A 17,248-nucleotide genomic window follows, 5' to 3' on the forward strand; every position below is an offset into this window, starting at 1 on the left:
CTAGAAACTCACCTCGGCGCTGAAATACAGCAGGTGACGGTCGTCGTAGCGGTTTTCCGGCCAGGTCAGCGGTTCGTCGTCCAGGCGCTGCTGCAGCACGCCCGCCAGTTCCAGCGCGGCGGCGCCCAAGGGAATGCGCCTGGCCACGCGCAGGTCCACGCGCTCGAAGCGGTGTTCGTTCAGCGCGTCGTCGCCGTAGTAGAACACCGAGCTCGACCAGCCCCGCCCCCAGTCGCGCATCCAGCCCGCCGAACCGCTGTTGCGGGAGGTGAGGCGCTGGTCGTAGCGGCTGCTGGCGTCGTAGTCGACATAGGCGTAGGTGAGGCGCAGCCGGTCGCGCAGGCCGAGGCGCCAGTCCAGCTGGGTTTCGGCGCCACTGAAGCGGATTTCGTTGTCGTTGCTGGGCTCGAAGTCGGTCAGCTTCAGCGGATCGCTGATCAGCCCGTGAATCTCGTCGTGATACGCCTTCACGTCCAGCGCCAGGCCGATTTCGTCGAACTGGCCGTTGTAGCCGATTTCCCGCGAGCGCATGCGCTCCTGGTCCAGGTCCCCCGGCCCGTGGGCGCGGGCGAAATAGTAGGCCGCGTCCTGGCCGTAGGCGGCCGGGGTGAGTTTGCGCGCGCGATAGCTCCAGTTCACGTCGTTCTCGTACATATCGGGCGAGCGCACGGCTTCGGAGTACACCGCCCGCAGGCTGTGGCGCGGCGTGATCAGGTAGTTCAGGGCGATACGCGGGCTGACGGAGCTGCCGGAGGTCTGGTCGTCTTCCAGCATAGCGCCGCCCTGCAGCAACCAGTGGGACGTCAGGTGCCATTCCAACTGGCTGAACAGGCGCCAGATTTCGTTGTTCACCGTGCCGTCGAAATAGGTTTCGGAGACCGCCTGATCATGGCGGTAGCTCATGCCGGTGAGCAGCCGTACACCATCGGCCAGACTCAGCGTGTCCTGCATTTCGAGGTCGTAGCGGGTTTCCCGGATGTTCTGGTTCACCCAGCCGCAGGCCGGCGTATCGGCCCCGGCGACCACCTGTTGCAACACCTGGTTGGCCAGGGCCTGCTCCTGGGCGGTGCCGGTCGGGATGCGCGGCAAGGCTTCGGACAGCGCTTCCACGTACTTCGGATTGAGCGCCCAGAGCTGCGCCAACTGCGGGCTGAACACGACCTGGGCCTCGCAGGCGCGGAAATCCTGAAGGCGCTCCCAGTGCTCGGCATAGCCCTGGACGTAGAAGCTGTGTTGCGGGTTGACGTCGAAGGTCCAGCGCAGGGAGCCGGCGTAGTCGCGGGCGGTCAGGTCGGCGTCGCTGTCGCCGGCGGGGATGTTGTCGAATACCGGGCGGTAGTTGTAGGGGCGCTGGCTGGTGCCTTCCTTCGCGGCGATCTGCCAGTCCAGGCTGTTGCGCAGGTCGAGACTGTGGTTGGCCACCAGGTTGAAGCGGGTCAGGCGGCGGCTGTCGCGGTAGTCGCGGCCGAACTGGTCCTGGTCGAAGCCGTCGTCGGCCTGGCCGGAGAGCGACAGGCGATAGTCGCTGGACTCGCCGCGCAGCCCCTGACTGGCGTACCAGTCGCGGATGCCGTTCTGCCCGGCGGTGTACTTCAGGCGCGTGCCCTGGCTGTCGGTGGGGTGGCGGGTGAGGATGTTGATCACGCCCATCAGCGCGTTGGCGCCGTAGCTCACGGCGTTCGGCCCACGGAAGACCTCGATGCGGTCGATGTCCTCGATGGCCACCGGGATGTCGCTCCAGTCCACCGTGGCCAGGCCCGGGCGGTACACCGAGCGGCCGTCCACCAGCACCTGCAGACGGCGCGCCTCGGTGACGTTGGTGCCGTGGTAGTTGACCGTGGCCTGATTGCCGGACAGGTAGCCGACCATCATGCCCGGCACCAGGCGCATCAGTTCGGGGATGTCACGGGCGCCGGAGGCGCGGATCAGGTCGCGATCGAGCACCGTCATGCTGCCCGGCACCTCGGCGGGCGACTGCTTCAGCCGGCTGGCGGTGAGTACGTCCGGCACTTCCACCCGATCGACGAAGAGATCGCCGGCGACTGCCTGGCCTGCCAGTAGCGCGGCAAGCAGAGAGAGCGGCAGGGGAGCGCGGGGGGAAATCTGCACGGAACGGCCTTGTTCTCGATTTCTTCTTCAATAGACGGATGTTAAACGAGGCGCCGTTGTTTGCCAGTCCTGCGATCCGGACTGGCCGCAGGGCGACGGGGCCTTATAATGCCCCAATCGCCGCCCCGAGGCGGCCCGTGATGGAAAAGACATGACTGAGCAGCAACCGATCGCCGTCCTCGGCGGTGGCAGTTTCGGTACCGCGTTCGCCAATCTGCTGGCGGAGAACGGCCAGCGCGTTCGCCAGTGGATGCGCGACGAGGAACAGGCCGAAGCGATCCGCACCCTGCGGGAGAACCCCCGTTACCTGAAGGGCGTGAAGATTCACGCGGGTGTCGAGCCGACCACCGACCTGCCGGCGACCCTGGCCGCGTGCGAGATGATCTTCGTCGCCGTGCCGTCCAGCGCGCTGCGCAAGGTGCTGGAAGGCCGTAGCGAGGAGCTGGCAGGCAAGATGCTGGTCAGCCTGACCAAGGGCATCGAGGCGCAGACCTTCAAGCTGATGAGCCAGATTCTCGAAGAGATTGCGCCGAAATCCCGCATCGCGGTGATCTCCGGGCCGAACCTGGCGCGCGAGATCGCCGAGCACGAGCTGACCGCCACCGTGGTCGCCAGCGAGGACGAGGAGCTCTGCGAGCGCGTGCAGGAAGCGCTGCACGGCCGTACCTTCCGCGTCTACGCCAGTAGCGACCGTTTCGGTGTCGAACTGGGCGGTGCGCTGAAGAACGTCTATGCCATCATCGCCGGCATGGCCGCAGCATTGGGCATGGGCGAGAACACCAAGGGCATGCTGATCACCCGCGCCCTGGCGGAGATGACCCGCTTCGCCGTCAAGCTCGGCGCCAACCCCATGACCTTCCTCGGCCTGGCCGGGGTGGGCGATCTGATCGTCACCTGTTCGTCACCCAAGAGCCGTAACTATCAGGTGGGCTTCGCCCTGGGCGAGGGCCTGAGCCTGGAAGACGCCGTGGCGCGCATGGGCGAGACCGCCGAAGGCGTGAACACCCTGCGGGTGCTCAAGGCCAAGGCCGACGAGCTGCAGGTCTACATGCCGCTGGTGGCCGGCCTGAATGCCATCCTGTTCGGCGGCCGCACCCTGGCGCAGGTCATCGAGGCGCTGATGAATGGCGAACCGAAGACCGACGTCGATTTCATTCCCACCACTGGTTTCTGAGGGAGGCAACCTCATGTCCGCTGAGCGTATGGAAAAGGAATCCCTCATCCTGCGAGTCGTCTGGATGCTGGTCTTCGCCCTGGTCTGGTTCGTCGCCGAGATCATTCTCGGCGTCGTGGTCGTGGTCCAGCTGATCTACCGGATCATCTACGGCGCGCCGAGCGGCAGCCTGATGGCCTTTGGCGACAGCCTCAGCCAGTACTTCGCGCAGATCGGCCGTTTCGGCACCTTCCAGACCGAGGAAAAACCCTGGCCGTTCGCCGACTGGCCGGCCGCCCACGCCCCCGAGGGCGAGCCGCCGCACAGCGTGCCGCCGGCCGAGCATCCGGCACGCGACGAAGAGCCCAGGCTGTGAAGCTCTGGCTGTTGCGCCACGGCGAAGCCGAGCCGCAGGCCCGCCGCGATGCGGACCGGCGCCTGACCGCCCACGGCCGCAAGGAAGTGCTCAAGAGTGCGGCCCAGCTCGCCGGCCAGCCGATCGATGGCATTCTCGCCAGCCCCTATGCGCGGGCTCAGGAAACCGCCGAGCTGATCCGCGAAGCCCTGGGCTTCGACGGCTCCGTCGGCACCGCGCCCTGGCTGACCCCGGACGACGACCCCAAGGATGTCCTGCGCTTCCTCGACGGTCGCAACGAGCGGAACCTGCTGCTGGTCAGCCACCAGCCGCTGATCGGCTCCCTCGCCGGCCTGCTGGTCCACGGTAGCCGCAATGACGCGGTGCCCTTCAGCACCGCATCGCTGGCCGAGCTGGAGGGCGAATGCCCGGTGGCGGGGCTGATGCAACTGGTGTCGCTGCACCACCCACGGCACGGCTGAGTGCGCCAACTGTCCATGAACAAGGCCCCGGAAGGGGCCTTGTTCATTTCGGCGGCTCATCGTCGTCCGTCAGCGTGGGCGGCGGTTTGCGGAAGCGCGCGTCGATGTGGTGTTCCAGCCAGGTGCCGAGGCTGAGGACCAGGAGTGTCAGGACTACGCCGGTGACGGCTGTGAGGACGTGGCCGCTGCCACAGGCGATGCCGATCATGGAGGACACCCAGATGGTGGCGGCGGTGGTGAGGCCTTCCACGCGGTAGCGGCGTTCGTGATGGACGATGACCCCGGCGCCGATGAAGCCAATGCCGGTCAGCACTCCCTGGACCACCCGGCTGGCGGCATCGATGCTGGTGGGGTGCATCTGCTGGATGACGCCCACCGCCAACGCGGCGGCCAGCGCGGTCAGGGCATGGGTGCGCAGGCCGGCGGGGCGATTGTGCAGCTCGCGGTTGAGGCCGATCAGGCCGCCGCAGAGGGTGGCGATCAGCAGGTTCAGCAGCAGCTCGAGTTGGTCTGGCGGTATCTGGAAGGCTTCCGGCATGGCGCATGTCCGTCGGGGGCTATCTGCAAGGGTAGTGCGCCTGCGCACGCGAGGCGCCGCTCCAGGGCAAATCGTCGCCAGATGTTTCGCCGGAGAGCCCCGTGGCAGAGCGGCTGCGCTTGGCGTGAAGGAGGTTTCCTACAAAACTTCACACGATCAGTCTTGTCTACCGTGCCGGTGCATGGAATATTCAACCAAGCAAGTGCTTGGTTGATCCATCGCTATACCTCTGAGCTACACCTCTGAAAAAAACAACAAAGGAGGGGCACGTGGTTAAAGCAGTCCGATTACCGCTCGATCTGTTCTATCAGCGCGAGACGAGTCACCCGAACAAGCCATACCTCGTACAGCCGCAGGGCGGCGGCGAGGTGCAGACGCTCACCTGGGGCGAAGTGGGCGATCAGGCGCGCCGTGCCGCCGCCTGGCTGCGCAGCCTGGAACTGCCGCCGGGTAGCCGCGTGGCGATCATTTCCAAGAACTGCGCGCACTGGATCGTCGCCGATATCGCCATCTGGATGGCCGGCCACGTATCCGTGCCGCTGTACCCCAACCTCACCGCCGATTCCGTGCGCCAGGTGATGACTCATTCCGAGGCGGCGGTGGCCTTCGTCGGCAAGCTGGACGACTGGCCGGCGATGGTCGACGGCATTCCGCCGGGCGTGCCGACCGTGGCGCTGCCGCTGCATCCGCCAGGGCGCTTCGATCACCAATGGGCCGATCTCCAGGCGCAGTCGCCGATCCGTGACGATCCGCGCCCGGACGCCGCCACCCTGGCAACCCTCATCTACACCTCCGGCACCACCGGCACGCCCAAGGGCGTGATGCATACCTTCGGCAACTTCGCCTTCGCCGCCAGCCATGCCATCGACCTGTTCGGTGTCGGCGAGGAGGACCGCCTGCTGTCCTACCTGCCGCTGTGTCACGTGGCCGAGCGCATGTTCGTGCAGATGGCGTCGATCTACGCCGGGCAGACGATCTTCTTCGCCGAAAGCCTGGACACCTTCGCCGCCGACATGCGCCGTGCGCGGCCCACGGTGTTCTTCGGCGTGCCACGCATCTGGACCAAGTTCCAGATGGGCGTTTATGCGCAGATGCCGGCGCAGAAGCTCGAGCGCCTGCTGCGCCTGCCCATCGTCGGGCGCCTGGTCAGCCGCAAGGTGCTTGCCGGCCTCGGCCTGGATGCCGTGCGCTACGCACTGTGCGGCGCCGCGCCTGTGCCCGAAGCGCTGCTCGACTGGTATCAGCGCCTGGGCCTGAACGTGCTGGAGGTCTATGGCATGACCGAGAACTGCGGCTACTCCCACGTCTGCCGGCCCGGCGAACAGAAAAAGGGCTGGATCGGCCGCAACAGTCCCGGCGTGGAAGTGCGCATCAGCGACGAGGGCGAGGTGCAGGTGCGCAGCGGCGCGACCATGCTCGGCTACTACAAGGATCCGCAGCGCACCGATGAAACCATTACCCGCGACGGCTTCCTGCGCACCGGCGACAAGGGCGAGCAGGACGCCGATGGCAACCTGCGCCTGACCGGACGGATCAAGGAAATCTTCAAGACCGCCAAGGGCAAGTACGTGGCGCCGGCGCCGATCGAGAACCGCCTGGCCGTGCACTCGCGGATCGAGCAGATCTGCGTGGTCGGCGATGGCCTGATCGCGCCCCTGGGGCTGTGCGTGCTGTCGGACATCGGCCGGCAGGAAGCGGCCAACGGCGCCCGTAGCGAGTTGGAGCAAAGCCTGAGGACGCTGCTGGAAGAGGTGAACAATGCCCTGGACAAGCACGAGCGGCTGGCCGGGCTGGTGCTGGTCCGCGATGCCTGGACGGTGGACAACGGCTTCCTCACGCCGACCCTGAAGATCAAGCGCAATGTGGTGGAAGGTACCTACGGCCAGCGCTTCAATGAATGGGCGGAGCGCCGCGAGGCGGTGCAGTGGCATGACTGAACAAGGGGGAACGCAATGATCTGGCACACCACACCTACGCTGGAGCAGCTCAACGCGCAGTTGAAGAACACCATCGGCGAGCTCCTCGACATCCGTTTCGAGGCGTTCGACGACGACTCGATGACTGCCAGCATGGTGGTGGATTCGCGTACTCACCAGCCCTACGGCCTGCTGCACGGTGGCGCCTCGGTGGTGCTGGCGGAAACCGTCGGCTCCACCGCCAGCTACCAGTGCCTGGACCCCGGCAAGCACTACTGCGTCGGCCTGGAGGTGAACGCCAACCACCTGCGCGGCCTGCGCAGCGGACGGGTGACGGCGGTGGCCAAGGCGGTGCACATCGGCCGCTCGACCCACGTCTGGGAAATCCGCCTGCATGGCGAGGATGGCAAGCCGAGCTGCATCTCCCGGTTGACCACGGCCATCGTCCCGCTGGAGCGCTGAGCCGTTGCGTTGGGCGCCGAGTGGTTTGCTTTTGCCAGGAGCGAGCTTGCTCGCGAACAATGCCGGGCACCTGGGCATCGGGCGGTTCGCGAGCAAGCTCGCTCCTACAGATCCCGTGCCGCATGGCGCCCGCTCGCAATTTTGTCCAAGACCCAGGGTTCCCGCGTCGGTAAAGTGGGCCTATGGAACGCATCGAACACCACAGCAGCGGCCTGCCCGGCGTCCGTTTCATTGACGCCGAGTACCGCCGTTTCGCCTTTCCCCGGCATTTTCATCTCGACTACCACGTCGGGCTGATGCTGGGCGGCTGCCAGCGCTACACCCATCGCGGCGAGCGCTCGCTGGCCGGCAATGGCGACATCCTGCTGATGAGTCCCGAGAGCATCCATGATGGCGCCAGCGAAGGCGACGAGGGTTACCGCATCCGCGTGCTGTCCATCGATCCGCAATGGCTGGATGACGCCTGCCGCTCCTTCAGCGATGGTCGCCAGGGCGCGCCGCGTCTGACCGCCGCGCAGCTTCGCGATCCGCTGCTGCAGGTCGAGCTGCAGCGTGCTCACGCGCTGATGCTCGGCGGTGAGCGGCTGGCCCAGGAAGGCCAGCTCTGGCAGGCACTGGCCGCGTTGCTGGAGCGCGCCTCCAGCCTGCGTATCCGCGAGCCGGGGCAGGGCTTCGATGCGCCGACCTGGGCGCGCATCCGCGAGTGGCTGGAATCGCGTCTGGAAACCCCGCCGACCCTGGAAGAGATCGCCGGATTCTGCGACCTCAGCCCCTGGCAGGTGCTGCGCCGCTTCCGCCACCAGTGCGGATTGCCGCCGCACCAGTGGCTCACCCAGCTGCGCCTGGAGCGCGCGCTGCCACGGGTGATCAAGGGCCAGCCGCTGTCGGAGATCGCTCTGAGCCTGGGCTTCTATGACCAGGCGCACTTCAGCCGCCTGTTCCGCCGGACCTACGGATTGCCGCCCGCGCGACTCCGCCAGCGCTGATCCACCACCCCGATCTCGTTTCCCTTTCCCACTGGAGAATCCCGCCATGCAGGAGGTTCACGTCTTGCTCATGCTCACCGCCGTGTTCGCGGTCGCCCTGGTCAGTCCCGGCCCGGACGTCGCGCTGGTGGTGCGTACCGCCTTGCACCAAGGGCGCCGCGCCGGCCTGCTCAGCGCCCTGGGGCTGGCCTGCGGGATCCTGGTCCACGGCACCCTGGTGCTGACCGGGGTATCGCTGCTGCTCAGCCGTTCGCCACTGCTGTTCAACGCATTGCAACTGGTGGGCGCGGCCTACCTCGGCTGGCTGGGCATCGGCGCCTTGCGTGCGCTGCGCAAATCCGGTGGGGCAGGGCGGATCGACGGAGAACTGCCGGACTCGACGCTCGGCCCCTGGCTGCGTGGGTTGGCGACCAACCTGTTCAACCCCAAGGCACTGGTGTTCTTCCTCGCGCTGCTCAGCAGCCTGATTCCGGCGGACATGTCCGCACCCGGCAAGGTCGCGGTGGCGGCGATGCTGTTCGGTACCGGCTTCGCCTGGTTCAGCCTGCTCAGCGTGACCCTCACCCGGCCGCAGTGGCAGCAGCGCTTGCTGCGAGCGGTGCCGGTGATCGATGGCGCCTGCGGGCTGGTCTTCCTGTTGGTGGCCGGTGGCATTCTGTTCAGTGTGGTGAACCAGGCGGGGCACTGGGTTTGAAGACAAGCGGCGGATAACGCGGAGTGCGTTGGGGGCTGATCAAGGCAAATCCGCCGGAGTGCCATGAACTTTGGCCGTAGTGCCGTCATTCGTTGGAGTGAGGGTCATTGCCGCACCCCGGTTGCTGTCGGAAAATTCAGGCTGTCATTTCCCTGAGTTCACGCAGCATGTCCCAAGCGGTCTTCTTCGCCCACGCCAACGGCTTCCCCTCGGGCACCTACGGCAAATTGTTCGATGCGCTGGAGCCGGATTACCGGGTCCACCGGTTGGACATGCACGGCCACGATCCGCGCTTCCCGGTGAACGCCAACTGGGAAAACCTGGTGGCTGAGTTGCTGCATCATCTCGAACGGCTGGATGAGCCGGTCTGGGGTGTCGGCCATTCCCTGGGCGGCGTGCTGCATTATCACGCCGCGCTGCGCCGTCCGGAGTTCTATCGGGGCGTGGTGATGCTGGATTCGCCCTTGCTGACCCTGGCCGACCAGTGGGTGATCCGCGCGGCCAAGCGTTTCGGTTTCATCGACCGCCTGACCCCCGCCGGCCGCACCCTGGGCCGTCGCGAAGACTTCGACGATTTCGCCGAGGCGCTGGAATATTTCTCCGGCAAGCCGCTGTTCAAGCGCTTCGACCGCGACTGCCTGGAAGCCTACGTGCGCCACGGGCTGGCGCCGGCCGACGCGAGGGGCCTGCGGCTGAAGTTCGACCCGGCCACTGAAATCTCCATCTACCGCAACGTCCCCCATACCAGCCCCGGCCGCGCGAAGCAGCTGGCCGTGCCGCTGACGATGGTGCGCGGCCGCCACAGCCGCGTGGTGCTGCCGCATCACGCGCGGCTGGTCAGCCACATCCCGATGGGCGAAAGCCTGTCGCTGCCGGGGGGGCACATGTTCCCGCTGGAGCGCCCGCAGGACACCGCGGCGCTGCTCAAGACCGTCTTCGCCCGCTGGCAACAGCGCGAAAATCATAAGGAAACGCCATGACCGCCCATGTCCAGGAAATCCGCCTGAACCTGCCGCATATCGAGCTGGCCGCTCACCTGTTCGGCCCGGAAGATGGCCGCCCGGTGATTGCGCTGCACGGCTGGCTGGACAACGCCATGAGCTTCGCCCGCCTGGCGCCGAAACTGCCCGGCCTGCGCATCCTCGCCCTCGACTTCGCCGGCCACGGCCACTCGGCGCACCGCGCGCCGGGCGCCAGCTACCTGTTGTGGGACTACGCCCTGGACGTGCTGATGGTGGCCGACCAGATGGGCTGGGAGCGCTTCACCCTGCTCGGGCATTCGATGGGCGCCATTGTCTCGGTGCTGCTGGCCGGTGCCATGCCCGAACGCATCGAGCGCCTGGCGCTGATCGATGGCCTTGTGCCCTACACCGGCGAGGCGGAAACCTCGCCGCAGAAGCTCGGCGAGGCGCTGCAGGCGCAACTGGCGCTGCCGAACAAGCGCAAGCCGGTGTACGAGGCGATCGACCGTGCGGTGGAAGCGCGCATGAAGGGCGTCGGCGCGGTCAGCCGCGAGGCGTCGGAACTGTTGGCGTCCCGTGGCCTGGTACCGGTGCCCGGCGGATACACCTGGCGCACCGACGCGCGCCTGACCCTGCCGTCGCCGCTGCGCCTGACCCGCGCCCATGCGCGACAATTCGTCCAGTCCGTCCAGTGCCCGACCAGCCTGGTGCTGGCGAAACAGGGGCTGTTGGCGGTGGAGCCGGCGATCCGCGAGATGCTTGAAGACCGCCCCTTCGACATCCATGAACTGCCCGGCCAGCACCATCTGCACCTGGATGACGAGGCTGGCGCGGAGGCGGTCGCCGCCGTATTCCGGCCCTTCCTGCTGGCCTGAAAGCCTGTTCGAGGCAGCGCCGGCGGGCACTGCGCCGGCACCCTCGGGGAAACACTCCGTAGCGCCCTTTGGCTTGACTAAACCGGGGCCTGCCGCGAGTCTGCACGGATCGCTTCAGGGAGATTGTGCATGCTCGACATCCAAACCGCCGCGCGCCCGTGCTGCAAAGGGACTTTCCAGACCGACGCGCAGAGGACCCGGATGCCACGGCGCCTTCACTCCCTGCTGTTCGGCGGCCTGCTTGCCGCCAGCGCCGGCAGCTTTGCCGGCGATCTGCAAGGCAGTCACGACCTGGATATCCTGCCGCGCTTCCCGCGCTCGGAAATCGTCGATTTCAACCAGGCGTCCAGCCAGGAGCGAACCTATCCGCAGGGCTCGATCAGTCGTATCAGCGGCCGCCTGCGCATGGAAGGGGAGGTGCGCGCCATTGGCGAGCTGACCGCCGTGACCTATCGCCTGCCCGACGAGGACGCCAGCCAGAGCGCCTTCGCCGCCGCGCGCAAGGACCTGCTCAAGGCCGATGCCACGCCGCTGTTCTGGTGCGAAAGCCGCGACTGCGGCTCCAGCAGCTTGCTGGCCAACGCGGTGTTCGGCAATTCCAAGCTCTACGGTCCGGACGACCAGCAGGCCTATTTGCTGGTGCGCCTCGCCGCGCCGCAGGAGAACAGCCTGCTGGCGGTCTACACCATCACCCGTGGCAACCGCCGTGCCTATCTGCACGCCGAACAGTTGGACAGCGGCAGTGCCCTTGGCGAGCTGCTGCCCAGCCCGTCCACGCTGATGCGCCTGCTCAAGGCCAACGGCGAGCTGACCCTGAGCCACGTGCCGGAACAGCCCGGCGGCGCCTGGCTCGACCTGCTGGTGCGCACCCTGCGCCTGGACACCGGCGTGCGCGTCGAACTGGCCGGCAAGCACGCCGGCGACTGGCGCGCCGCACTCACCGCCCAGGGCGTGCGCGATGCGCGCCTGGAACAGGGCAAGGATGACAGCGACGGCCTGCACCTGAGCTGGCTGCGCTGATTCGCCTACGCTGAAGGCAGGCGCTCTGGAAAGGACGCCTCACCGTCTTCGATAACCGGGAGTCTCGATGTTCGACAATGACCGCCTGCTGCTGCGCGTGCTGCTGCTGGGCCTGCTCGCCGCCAGCATCTGGGTGCTGCTGCCATTCTGGTCGGCGCTGGTCTGGGCCGCCGTGCTGGCCTTCGCCAGTTGGCCGCTGATGCGTCTGCTCACCCAACTGCTGCATGGCCGGGAGTCCGCCGCCGCCGGCCTGCTCACCGTCTGCTGGATCGTGCTGGTGGCCCTGCCGCTGGTGTGGCTGGGCTTCGGCCTGGTGGACCGGGTGCGCGAGGGTGTCGAACTGGTGAAGAACCTGCAGGTTTCCGGCCTGCCGCCGCCGCCGGAATGGATGGCCCGCGTCCCTCTGATCGGCGATCGCCTGGTGGGCTGGTGGTACCAGGCCGACCAGCAGGGCGTGGCGATGTTCTCCGCGCTCAAGCCGTACATGGGCGAGGTCGGCAACTGGGCGCTGGCGCGCAGCGCCAAGCTCGGCTCGGGGATTTTCGAGCTGGTGCTGAGCCTGGTGCTGATCTTCTTCTTCTACCGCGACGGCCTGCGCCTGCAGGCTTTCGCCCATGCCGTTCTGCAGCGCCTGATCGGTGACGCGGCGTCGCAGTACATGGAGATCATCGCCGGTACCGTGCAGCGGGTGGTCAACGGCGTGATCGGCACCGCCGCCGCCCAGGGCGTGCTGGCGACCATCGGCCTCCTCATCGCCGGCGTGCCGGGGCCTTTCGTGCTGGGGCTGCTGACCTTCGTCTGCAGCCTGCTGATGGTCCCGCCGCTGATCTGGGGGCCGGCGACGATCTGGCTGTTCTACCAGGAGAGCTACGGCTACGGTGTATTCATGGCGATCTGGGGTTTCTTCGTGATCAGCGGTGTGGACAACATCCTCAAGCCCTACCTGATCAGCCGCGGCGGCAACCTGCCGCTGGTGGTGGTGCTGCTGGGCGTGCTCGGCGGTTTGCTCAGCTTCGGTTTCATCGGCCTGTTCCTCGGGCCGGTGCTGCTGGCGGTGGTGTACAACCTGATCAGTGCCTGGATCGACAGTTCGAATCGGTTGCCGCCGAGGGTTTGATGGCTCGCTTGGGGCCAGAGATCGTAGGAGCGGACTCCGTCCGCGATGCTCTTGGGGCCTGGGTGATTCTGCGCCGCTTTGGCATGCTCGGGGACATTTTATTTCGCCCCCTCGGGCGAGTTACTTTCTCAAACGACAGAAAGTAACCAAAGGTCTTGCCCCTGCATCCGGGTCCCGCTTCGCGGGACTTCCCTCGCTCCATCGAAGTTTCAGGGGCACGCGCTGACGGGCCATCCCTGGCCCGACAGCGCTCTCGCGGCATCCATGCCGCTCAACCCCTGAAACTCCGATTCCACTCGGCCTCCTGAAAGGGGCGGTTCGGAGTGCTCGGGTGTTTCTCTGGAAGTCTGTTAAGAGCCAGAGCCAGAGCCAGAGCGGAAGCTGCGCTCCCGTAGGAGAGACGGGGGCGCCTAGCCCTTGTCCGCGAAGATCCGCCGCTGCACCCCACGCTGCAGGATGAATACCTGTAGGAGCGAGCTTGCTCGCGAACCGCCCAACACCGATGTCGCCGGGAAATTTGTTCGCGAGCAAGAACCAGGCGTCCCCCTCGCGCCTACAGAAATGCGCTTTACACGTGCTCGCTCTTCACCTGCACCAGGCGATCCCGTCCAGCCCCCAGGCCGAAGGCGATCGCCCCGACCGAGACCACCACGAAGATCACCCCGGTCGCGCTCCAGCCGCCGGTGACGTCATGCACCACGCCGACCAGGAAGGGTCCGCAGGCCGCCAGGGTGTAGCCCACGCCCTGGGCCATGCCGGAGAGGTTGGAGGCGACGTGGGCGTCCGGCGAGCGCAGCACGATCAGCGCCAGGGCGATGGCGAAGGTGGCGCCCTGGCCGAGGCCGAGCACCACCGCCCAGCCCCAGATGCCCGAAAGCGGCGCGTAGAGCAGGCCGAGCAGGCCCGCCAGGGTCAGGCTCATGACGATCACCACCGCCAGGCGCTGGTCCTTGCCACGGGTGGCCAGCCAGGGGCCGGCCAGGGCGCTGAACAGCTGCACCATCACCGAGCCGGACAGCACCAGACCGGCTTCCACCGCGCTCAGGCCGCGGTCGATGAGGATCGACGGCACCCAGCCGAAGACGATGTAGGCCAGTGACGACTGCAGCCCCATGTACAGGGTGACCTGCCAGGCCAGCGGGTCGCGCCACAGGCCCTTCACCTTGTACACCGCGCGGTGGGCGTGGTGGTTCTGCCGGGTCTGCGGCAGCCAGACCAGCGCGGCAAGGATCGCCGGTAGCGCCCAGAAGGCCAGCGCCGGTTGCCAGCTGTCGCCCATCAGCCCGGCCAGCGGCACGGTGGCGCCGGCGGCGGTGGCGGCGCCCAGGCACAACGCCATGGTGTAGACGCCGGTCATGGTCCCGGCGATGTGCGGGAAGTCGCGCTTGACGATGCCCGGCAACAGCACGCCGATGATGCCGATGCTGGCGCCGGCCACCAGGCTGCCAAGGAACAGCCCGGCCACCGGGAACAGGCTGCGCAGCACGATGCCGGCGGCCAGGCTGAGCAGGATCAGCAGCACCGTGCGCTCGGCGCCGAGGCGGCGGGCGAGCATCGGCGCCAGCGGGGCGAACAGGCCCAGGCAGAGCACCGGCAGGGTGGTCAGCAGACCGGCGGCGGCGGCCGACAGGCCGGTACCGTCGCGGACGGTGTTGAGCAGCGGGGCGAGGCTGGACAGCGCCGGGCGCAGGTTCAGCGCCACCAGCACCAGGCCCAGGAGCAGCAGCCAGGGGCGCGGCGGTTGAGCTGGGGGCGTTGGTTCGTCGTTGGCCTCGGCGTCGACCAGCAGCTCCTCCGGGGGGCAGGAGCGCTTGTGTTCGGCTTCGTGTGGATCGTGGGGCAGGGACATGGTGGGCATTCCGGCAAAAGACAGAAAACGTCAGATCAGCAGGGCGCGATTGGCGCGGGCGGCGGCCTCGGCATCGCCGCGCTCGATGGCATCGAGCAGCTCGCTGTGCAGTTCGAAGCTCGGCTGCGGTCGGCTGGGGTCGCCGATGGTGCGTTCCAGGCCTGCGCGGATCACCTGCGAGAAGTAGCGGTAGAGCTCGCTGAGCACCGGGTTGTGGGCGCTGTCCACCACACGCTGGTGGAAGATCAGGTCATGGACGATGTAGTCGTCCAGGGCACCGCCGTGGCGAATGGCGGAGGCCTCCAGCGCCTCGCGCAGGGCCAGGATGTCCGACTCGGTGCGGCGCTCGGCGGCCAGCCGGCTGGCTTCCACCTCGATGATGCCGCGGGCTTCCAGGGCCTGCTCCACCGAGCTGCGCGCCAGCACCAGCATGGTGTCCAGCGGATTGGCGCAGGCGCGCACGTAGGTGCCGTCGCCCTGGCGGACTTCCAGCACGCCGGAGAAGGTCAACACCCGTACCGCTTCGCGCACGGTATTGCGGCTGATGCCGAGTGACTCGGCCAGTTCGGGTTCCGGTGGCAGGCGCTGGCCCAGGGGCCAGGTGCCGTCATCGATGCGCAGGCGGATCTGCTCGAGGGCGATATCCACCAGCGAGCGCTTCTGAATGGGGCTGGGCATGGAAACATCCAATCATCGGATGAATGTGAAGAAGCCAAGCCTAGGGCATGGCCGGGGGCGGTTGCAAATGCGGGGGACGCCTACCGGACGCGGGCCGGGTGGCGGCCTTGTCGCGAAGGGCTTCCAGTGGCTGCCAGGGTGGTCTTTTACGTTTTCTTTATGCCTCGCCGGGGCTTCGGGAATCGCTCCTTTACGCCGTCCTTGCGGAAAATTTCCGGCAGGCGGCAAGAGTCGCATGAAGGAGAGAGAAGCCATGAGCGTGCTCGACGGAGTGTCCCTGGTCCTGGCCACGGGACTGTTCATTTATCTGCTGGTGGCGCTGCTGCGCGCCGATCGTTCCTAGGGGTGGCCATGAACAGCCATGATCTGTTGCTGATCGTCGTCTTCCTGGCGCTGGTGCTGGTGCCGGCGCCGTTCCTCGGGCGTTTCTATTACAAGGTGATGGAGGGGCAGCGCACCTTCTTCAGCCCGGTCTTCCTGCCCGTGGAGCGGGCGATCTACCGCGCCTGCGGCATCGACCCCGACGTCCAGCAGGACTGGAAGGGTTACACCCTGGCGTTGCTGGCCTTCAACCTGGCCGGGCTGCTCCTGTTGTTCTCGATCCTGCTGCTGCAGGGCCTGCTGCCGCTCAACCCTCAGCATCTGCCGGGCCTGGAGTGGACGCTGGCGTTCAATACCGCGGTGAGCTTCGTCACCAACACCAACTGGCAGGCCTACAGCGGCGAGGCGTCGCTCAGCTACCTGAGCCAGATGCTCGGCCTGACCGTGCAGAACTTCGTCAGCGCCGCCGTCGGCCTGGCCGTGCTGGTGGCGCTGGCCCGCGGCATCGCGCGCAAGTCGACGAACAGCCTGGGCAACTTCTGGGTCGACCTGACTCGCGCCACCCTCTACGGGCTGATCCCGCTGTGCCTGCTGCTGGCGCTGCTGTTGGTCTGGCAGGGCGTGCCGCAGACCTTCCTCGACTACGCCCACGCGCTGACCGTGCAGGGGGCCGACCAGACCATCCCGTTGGGCCCGGCAGCCAGCCAGATCGCCATCAAGCAGCTCGGCACCAACGGCGGCGGCTTCTTCGGCGTGAACTCGGCGCACCCGTTCGAGAACCCGACCATCTGGAGCAACCTGTTCGAAGTGGCGTCGATCATCCTGATCCCGGCGGCGCTGGTGTTCACCTTCGGCCACTACGTCAAGGACCTGCGCCAGAGCCGTGCGATCCTCGGTTGCATGCTGGTGCTGTTCTGTCTTGGCCTGGGGACTTCGCTGTGGGCCGAGTACCAGCCGAACCCGGCACTCAGTGCCTTGCCGGTGGAGCAGAGCGCACCGATGGAGGGCAAGGAAAGCCGCTTCGGCACCACCGCCAGCGTGCTCTGGTCGGTGACCACCACCTCTGCCTCGAACGGTTCGGTGAACGCCATGCATGACAGCCTCAACCCGCTGTCGGGCATGGTGGCGATGATCAACATGATGCTCGGCGAGGTGATCTTCGGCGGCGTCGGCGCGGGCCTCTACGGCATGCTGCTGTTCGTCCTGATCGCGGTGTTCCTTGCCGGGCTGATGGTCGGCCGCACTCCGGAATACCTCGGCAAGAAGCTCGAAGCCCGCGAAGTCCGCCTGCTGGTGGCAACCCTGCTGGTGATGCCGGTGGGCGTGCTGGTACTCGGCGCCATCGCCGCCAGCCTGCCGGGGCCGGCCGCCGCGGTAACCAATCCGGGGCCGCATGGTTTCAGCCAGCTGCTCTACGCCTACACCTCGGGCACCGCGAACAACGGTTCGGCCTTCGCCGGCTTCGGCGCCAATACGCCGTTCCACAACCTGATGATCGCCCTGGCCATGCTGATCGGCCGCTTCGGCTACATCCTCCCGGTGCTGGCCATCGCCGGCAGCCTGGCGGCGAAGAAGGCCACGCCGGTGGGCCCCAACAGCTTCCCGACCCACGGCCTGCTGTTCGTCAGCCTGCTGACCGCCACCATCCTGCTGGTGGGCGGCCTGAACTTCCTGCCGACGCTGGTGCTTGGCCCGGTGGCCGATCACCTGACGCTCGGTTTCTGAGGAGCT

At 67.1% G+C, this 17,248-nt stretch carries 17 protein-coding genes; 13 read left to right on the forward strand and 4 right to left on the reverse strand.

What is annotated here, in order from left to right:
- A complete protein-coding gene (locus tag H681_RS09935) occupies positions 1-2,109 on the reverse strand; it encodes a TonB-dependent receptor plug domain-containing protein (protein WP_015476719.1) in 2,109 nt (702 codons plus the stop codon).
- A gap of 151 nt (positions 2,110-2,260) precedes the next feature.
- On the opposite strand from H681_RS09935, the gene H681_RS09940 reads away from it, so the two are divergent.
- The 3 genes from H681_RS09940 to sixA are packed head-to-tail and all read left to right on the forward strand — an operon-like array spanning position 2,261 to position 4,099.
- Positions 2,261-3,283 carry an NAD(P)H-dependent glycerol-3-phosphate dehydrogenase gene (locus H681_RS09940; RefSeq protein ID WP_015476720.1) on the forward strand — a complete coding sequence of 341 codons (1,023 nt, stop codon included), beginning with the start codon at positions 2,261-2,263 and terminating at the stop codon, positions 3,281-3,283.
- A 13-nt stretch (positions 3,284-3,296) separates the two neighbouring features.
- Complete coding sequence (locus H681_RS09945; RefSeq protein ID WP_015476721.1) at positions 3,297-3,638, forward strand: DUF4389 domain-containing protein; 342 nt, start codon at positions 3,297-3,299, stop codon at positions 3,636-3,638.
- Entirely contained in the window at positions 3,635-4,099 is a 465-nt protein-coding gene (sixA, locus tag H681_RS09950) for a phosphohistidine phosphatase SixA (protein ID WP_015476722.1), read from the forward strand. The genes H681_RS09945 and sixA overlap by 4 nt, the downstream gene beginning before the upstream one ends.
- A gap of 43 nt (positions 4,100-4,142) precedes the next feature.
- On the opposite strand, the gene H681_RS09955 is transcribed toward sixA, so the two are convergent.
- Positions 4,143-4,637, reverse strand: a complete 495-nt coding sequence (locus H681_RS09955) for an MgtC/SapB family protein (RefSeq protein ID WP_015476723.1) — start codon at positions 4,635-4,637, stop codon at positions 4,143-4,145.
- A gap of 269 nt (positions 4,638-4,906) precedes the next feature.
- Between H681_RS09955 and H681_RS09960 the strand changes: the two genes are divergently transcribed.
- From H681_RS09960 to H681_RS09995, 8 genes are all read left to right on the forward strand, one after another.
- Positions 4,907-6,574 (forward strand): AMP-binding protein, encoded by a 1,668-nt coding sequence (locus H681_RS09960; protein ID WP_015476724.1) that lies wholly within the window; start codon positions 4,907-4,909, stop codon positions 6,572-6,574.
- A gap of 15 nt (positions 6,575-6,589) precedes the next feature.
- Positions 6,590-7,015 (forward strand): hotdog fold thioesterase, encoded by a 426-nt coding sequence (locus tag H681_RS09965; RefSeq protein ID WP_015476725.1) that lies wholly within the window; start codon positions 6,590-6,592, stop codon positions 7,013-7,015.
- 182 nt (positions 7,016-7,197) lie between these two features.
- On the forward strand, positions 7,198-8,001 hold the full coding sequence (locus H681_RS09970) for an AraC family transcriptional regulator (RefSeq protein ID WP_015476726.1): 804 nt from the start codon (positions 7,198-7,200) through the stop codon (positions 7,999-8,001).
- Between the two features lie 46 nt (positions 8,002-8,047).
- On the forward strand, positions 8,048-8,695 hold the full coding sequence (locus tag H681_RS09975) for a LysE family translocator (RefSeq protein WP_015476727.1): 648 nt from the start codon (positions 8,048-8,050) through the stop codon (positions 8,693-8,695).
- Between the two features lie 167 nt (positions 8,696-8,862).
- Positions 8,863-9,675, forward strand: coding sequence for an alpha/beta fold hydrolase (locus tag H681_RS09980; protein WP_015476728.1), 813 nt, complete (start codon positions 8,863-8,865; stop codon positions 9,673-9,675).
- Complete coding sequence (locus H681_RS09985; RefSeq protein ID WP_015476729.1) at positions 9,672-10,532, forward strand: alpha/beta fold hydrolase; 861 nt, start codon at positions 9,672-9,674, stop codon at positions 10,530-10,532. The genes H681_RS09980 and H681_RS09985 overlap by 4 nt, the downstream gene beginning before the upstream one ends.
- Before the next feature lie 201 nt (positions 10,533-10,733).
- The gene (locus H681_RS09990; protein ID WP_086009604.1) at positions 10,734-11,552 is read left to right on the forward strand and encodes a DUF4892 domain-containing protein; all 819 of its coding nucleotides are present in this window, start codon (positions 10,734-10,736) and stop codon (positions 11,550-11,552) included.
- Positions 11,553-11,619: 67 nt separating this feature from the next.
- The gene (locus H681_RS09995; protein ID WP_015476731.1) at positions 11,620-12,669 is read left to right on the forward strand and encodes an AI-2E family transporter; all 1,050 of its coding nucleotides are present in this window, start codon (positions 11,620-11,622) and stop codon (positions 12,667-12,669) included.
- Positions 12,670-13,237: 568 nt separating this feature from the next.
- Here the strand turns inward: H681_RS09995 and H681_RS10000 are convergent.
- The gene (locus H681_RS10000; RefSeq protein ID WP_015476732.1) at positions 13,238-14,518 is read right to left on the reverse strand and encodes a CynX/NimT family MFS transporter; all 1,281 of its coding nucleotides are present in this window, start codon (positions 14,516-14,518) and stop codon (positions 13,238-13,240) included.
- A gap of 30 nt (positions 14,519-14,548) precedes the next feature.
- Positions 14,549-15,196, reverse strand: coding sequence for a FadR/GntR family transcriptional regulator (locus H681_RS10005; RefSeq protein ID WP_015476733.1), 648 nt, complete (start codon positions 15,194-15,196; stop codon positions 14,549-14,551).
- A gap of 253 nt (positions 15,197-15,449) precedes the next feature.
- Between H681_RS10005 and kdpF the strand changes: the two genes are divergently transcribed.
- On the forward strand, positions 15,450-15,539 hold the full coding sequence (gene kdpF / locus H681_RS10010) for a K(+)-transporting ATPase subunit F (protein WP_009618573.1): 90 nt from the start codon (positions 15,450-15,452) through the stop codon (positions 15,537-15,539).
- An 8-nt stretch (positions 15,540-15,547) separates the two neighbouring features.
- The gene (gene kdpA, locus H681_RS10015) at positions 15,548-17,242 is read left to right on the forward strand and encodes a potassium-transporting ATPase subunit KdpA (protein WP_015476734.1); all 1,695 of its coding nucleotides are present in this window, start codon (positions 15,548-15,550) and stop codon (positions 17,240-17,242) included.
- Positions 17,243-17,248: the final 6 nt, after the last annotated feature.

The sequence above is a fragment of the Pseudomonas sp. ATCC 13867 genome (assembly GCF_000349845.1).
Classification (GTDB): domain Bacteria; phylum Pseudomonadota; class Gammaproteobacteria; order Pseudomonadales; family Pseudomonadaceae; genus Pseudomonas.

Bases quoted from the DNA above. Each gene is read 5' to 3' on its own strand.
- H681_RS09940 (WP_015476720.1), top strand. From the start codon at position 2,261: ATGACTGAGCAGCAACCGATCGCCGTCCTCGGCGGTGGCAGTTTCGGT.
- H681_RS09945 (WP_015476721.1), top strand. From the start codon at position 3,297: ATGTCCGCTGAGCGTATGGAAAAGGAATCCCTCATCCTGCGAGTCGTC.
- H681_RS09955 (WP_015476723.1), bottom strand. From the start codon at position 4,637: ATGCCGGAAGCCTTCCAGATACCGCCAGACCAACTCGAGCTGCTGCTG.
- H681_RS09965 (WP_015476725.1), top strand. From the start codon at position 6,590: ATGATCTGGCACACCACACCTACGCTGGAGCAGCTCAACGCGCAGTTG.
- H681_RS09970 (WP_015476726.1), top strand. From the start codon at position 7,198: ATGGAACGCATCGAACACCACAGCAGCGGCCTGCCCGGCGTCCGTTTC.
- H681_RS09975 (WP_015476727.1), top strand. From the start codon at position 8,048: ATGCAGGAGGTTCACGTCTTGCTCATGCTCACCGCCGTGTTCGCGGTC.
- H681_RS09980 (WP_015476728.1), top strand. From the start codon at position 8,863: ATGTCCCAAGCGGTCTTCTTCGCCCACGCCAACGGCTTCCCCTCGGGC.
- H681_RS09985 (WP_015476729.1), top strand. From the start codon at position 9,672: ATGACCGCCCATGTCCAGGAAATCCGCCTGAACCTGCCGCATATCGAG.
- H681_RS09990 (WP_086009604.1), top strand. From the start codon at position 10,734: ATGCCACGGCGCCTTCACTCCCTGCTGTTCGGCGGCCTGCTTGCCGCC.
- H681_RS09995 (WP_015476731.1), top strand. From the start codon at position 11,620: ATGTTCGACAATGACCGCCTGCTGCTGCGCGTGCTGCTGCTGGGCCTG.
- H681_RS10000 (WP_015476732.1), bottom strand. From the start codon at position 14,518: ATGTCCCTGCCCCACGATCCACACGAAGCCGAACACAAGCGCTCCTGC.
- H681_RS10005 (WP_015476733.1), bottom strand. From the start codon at position 15,196: ATGCCCAGCCCCATTCAGAAGCGCTCGCTGGTGGATATCGCCCTCGAG.
- kdpF (WP_009618573.1), top strand. From the start codon at position 15,450: ATGAGCGTGCTCGACGGAGTGTCCCTGGTCCTGGCCACGGGACTGTTC.
- kdpA (WP_015476734.1), top strand. From the start codon at position 15,548: ATGAACAGCCATGATCTGTTGCTGATCGTCGTCTTCCTGGCGCTGGTG.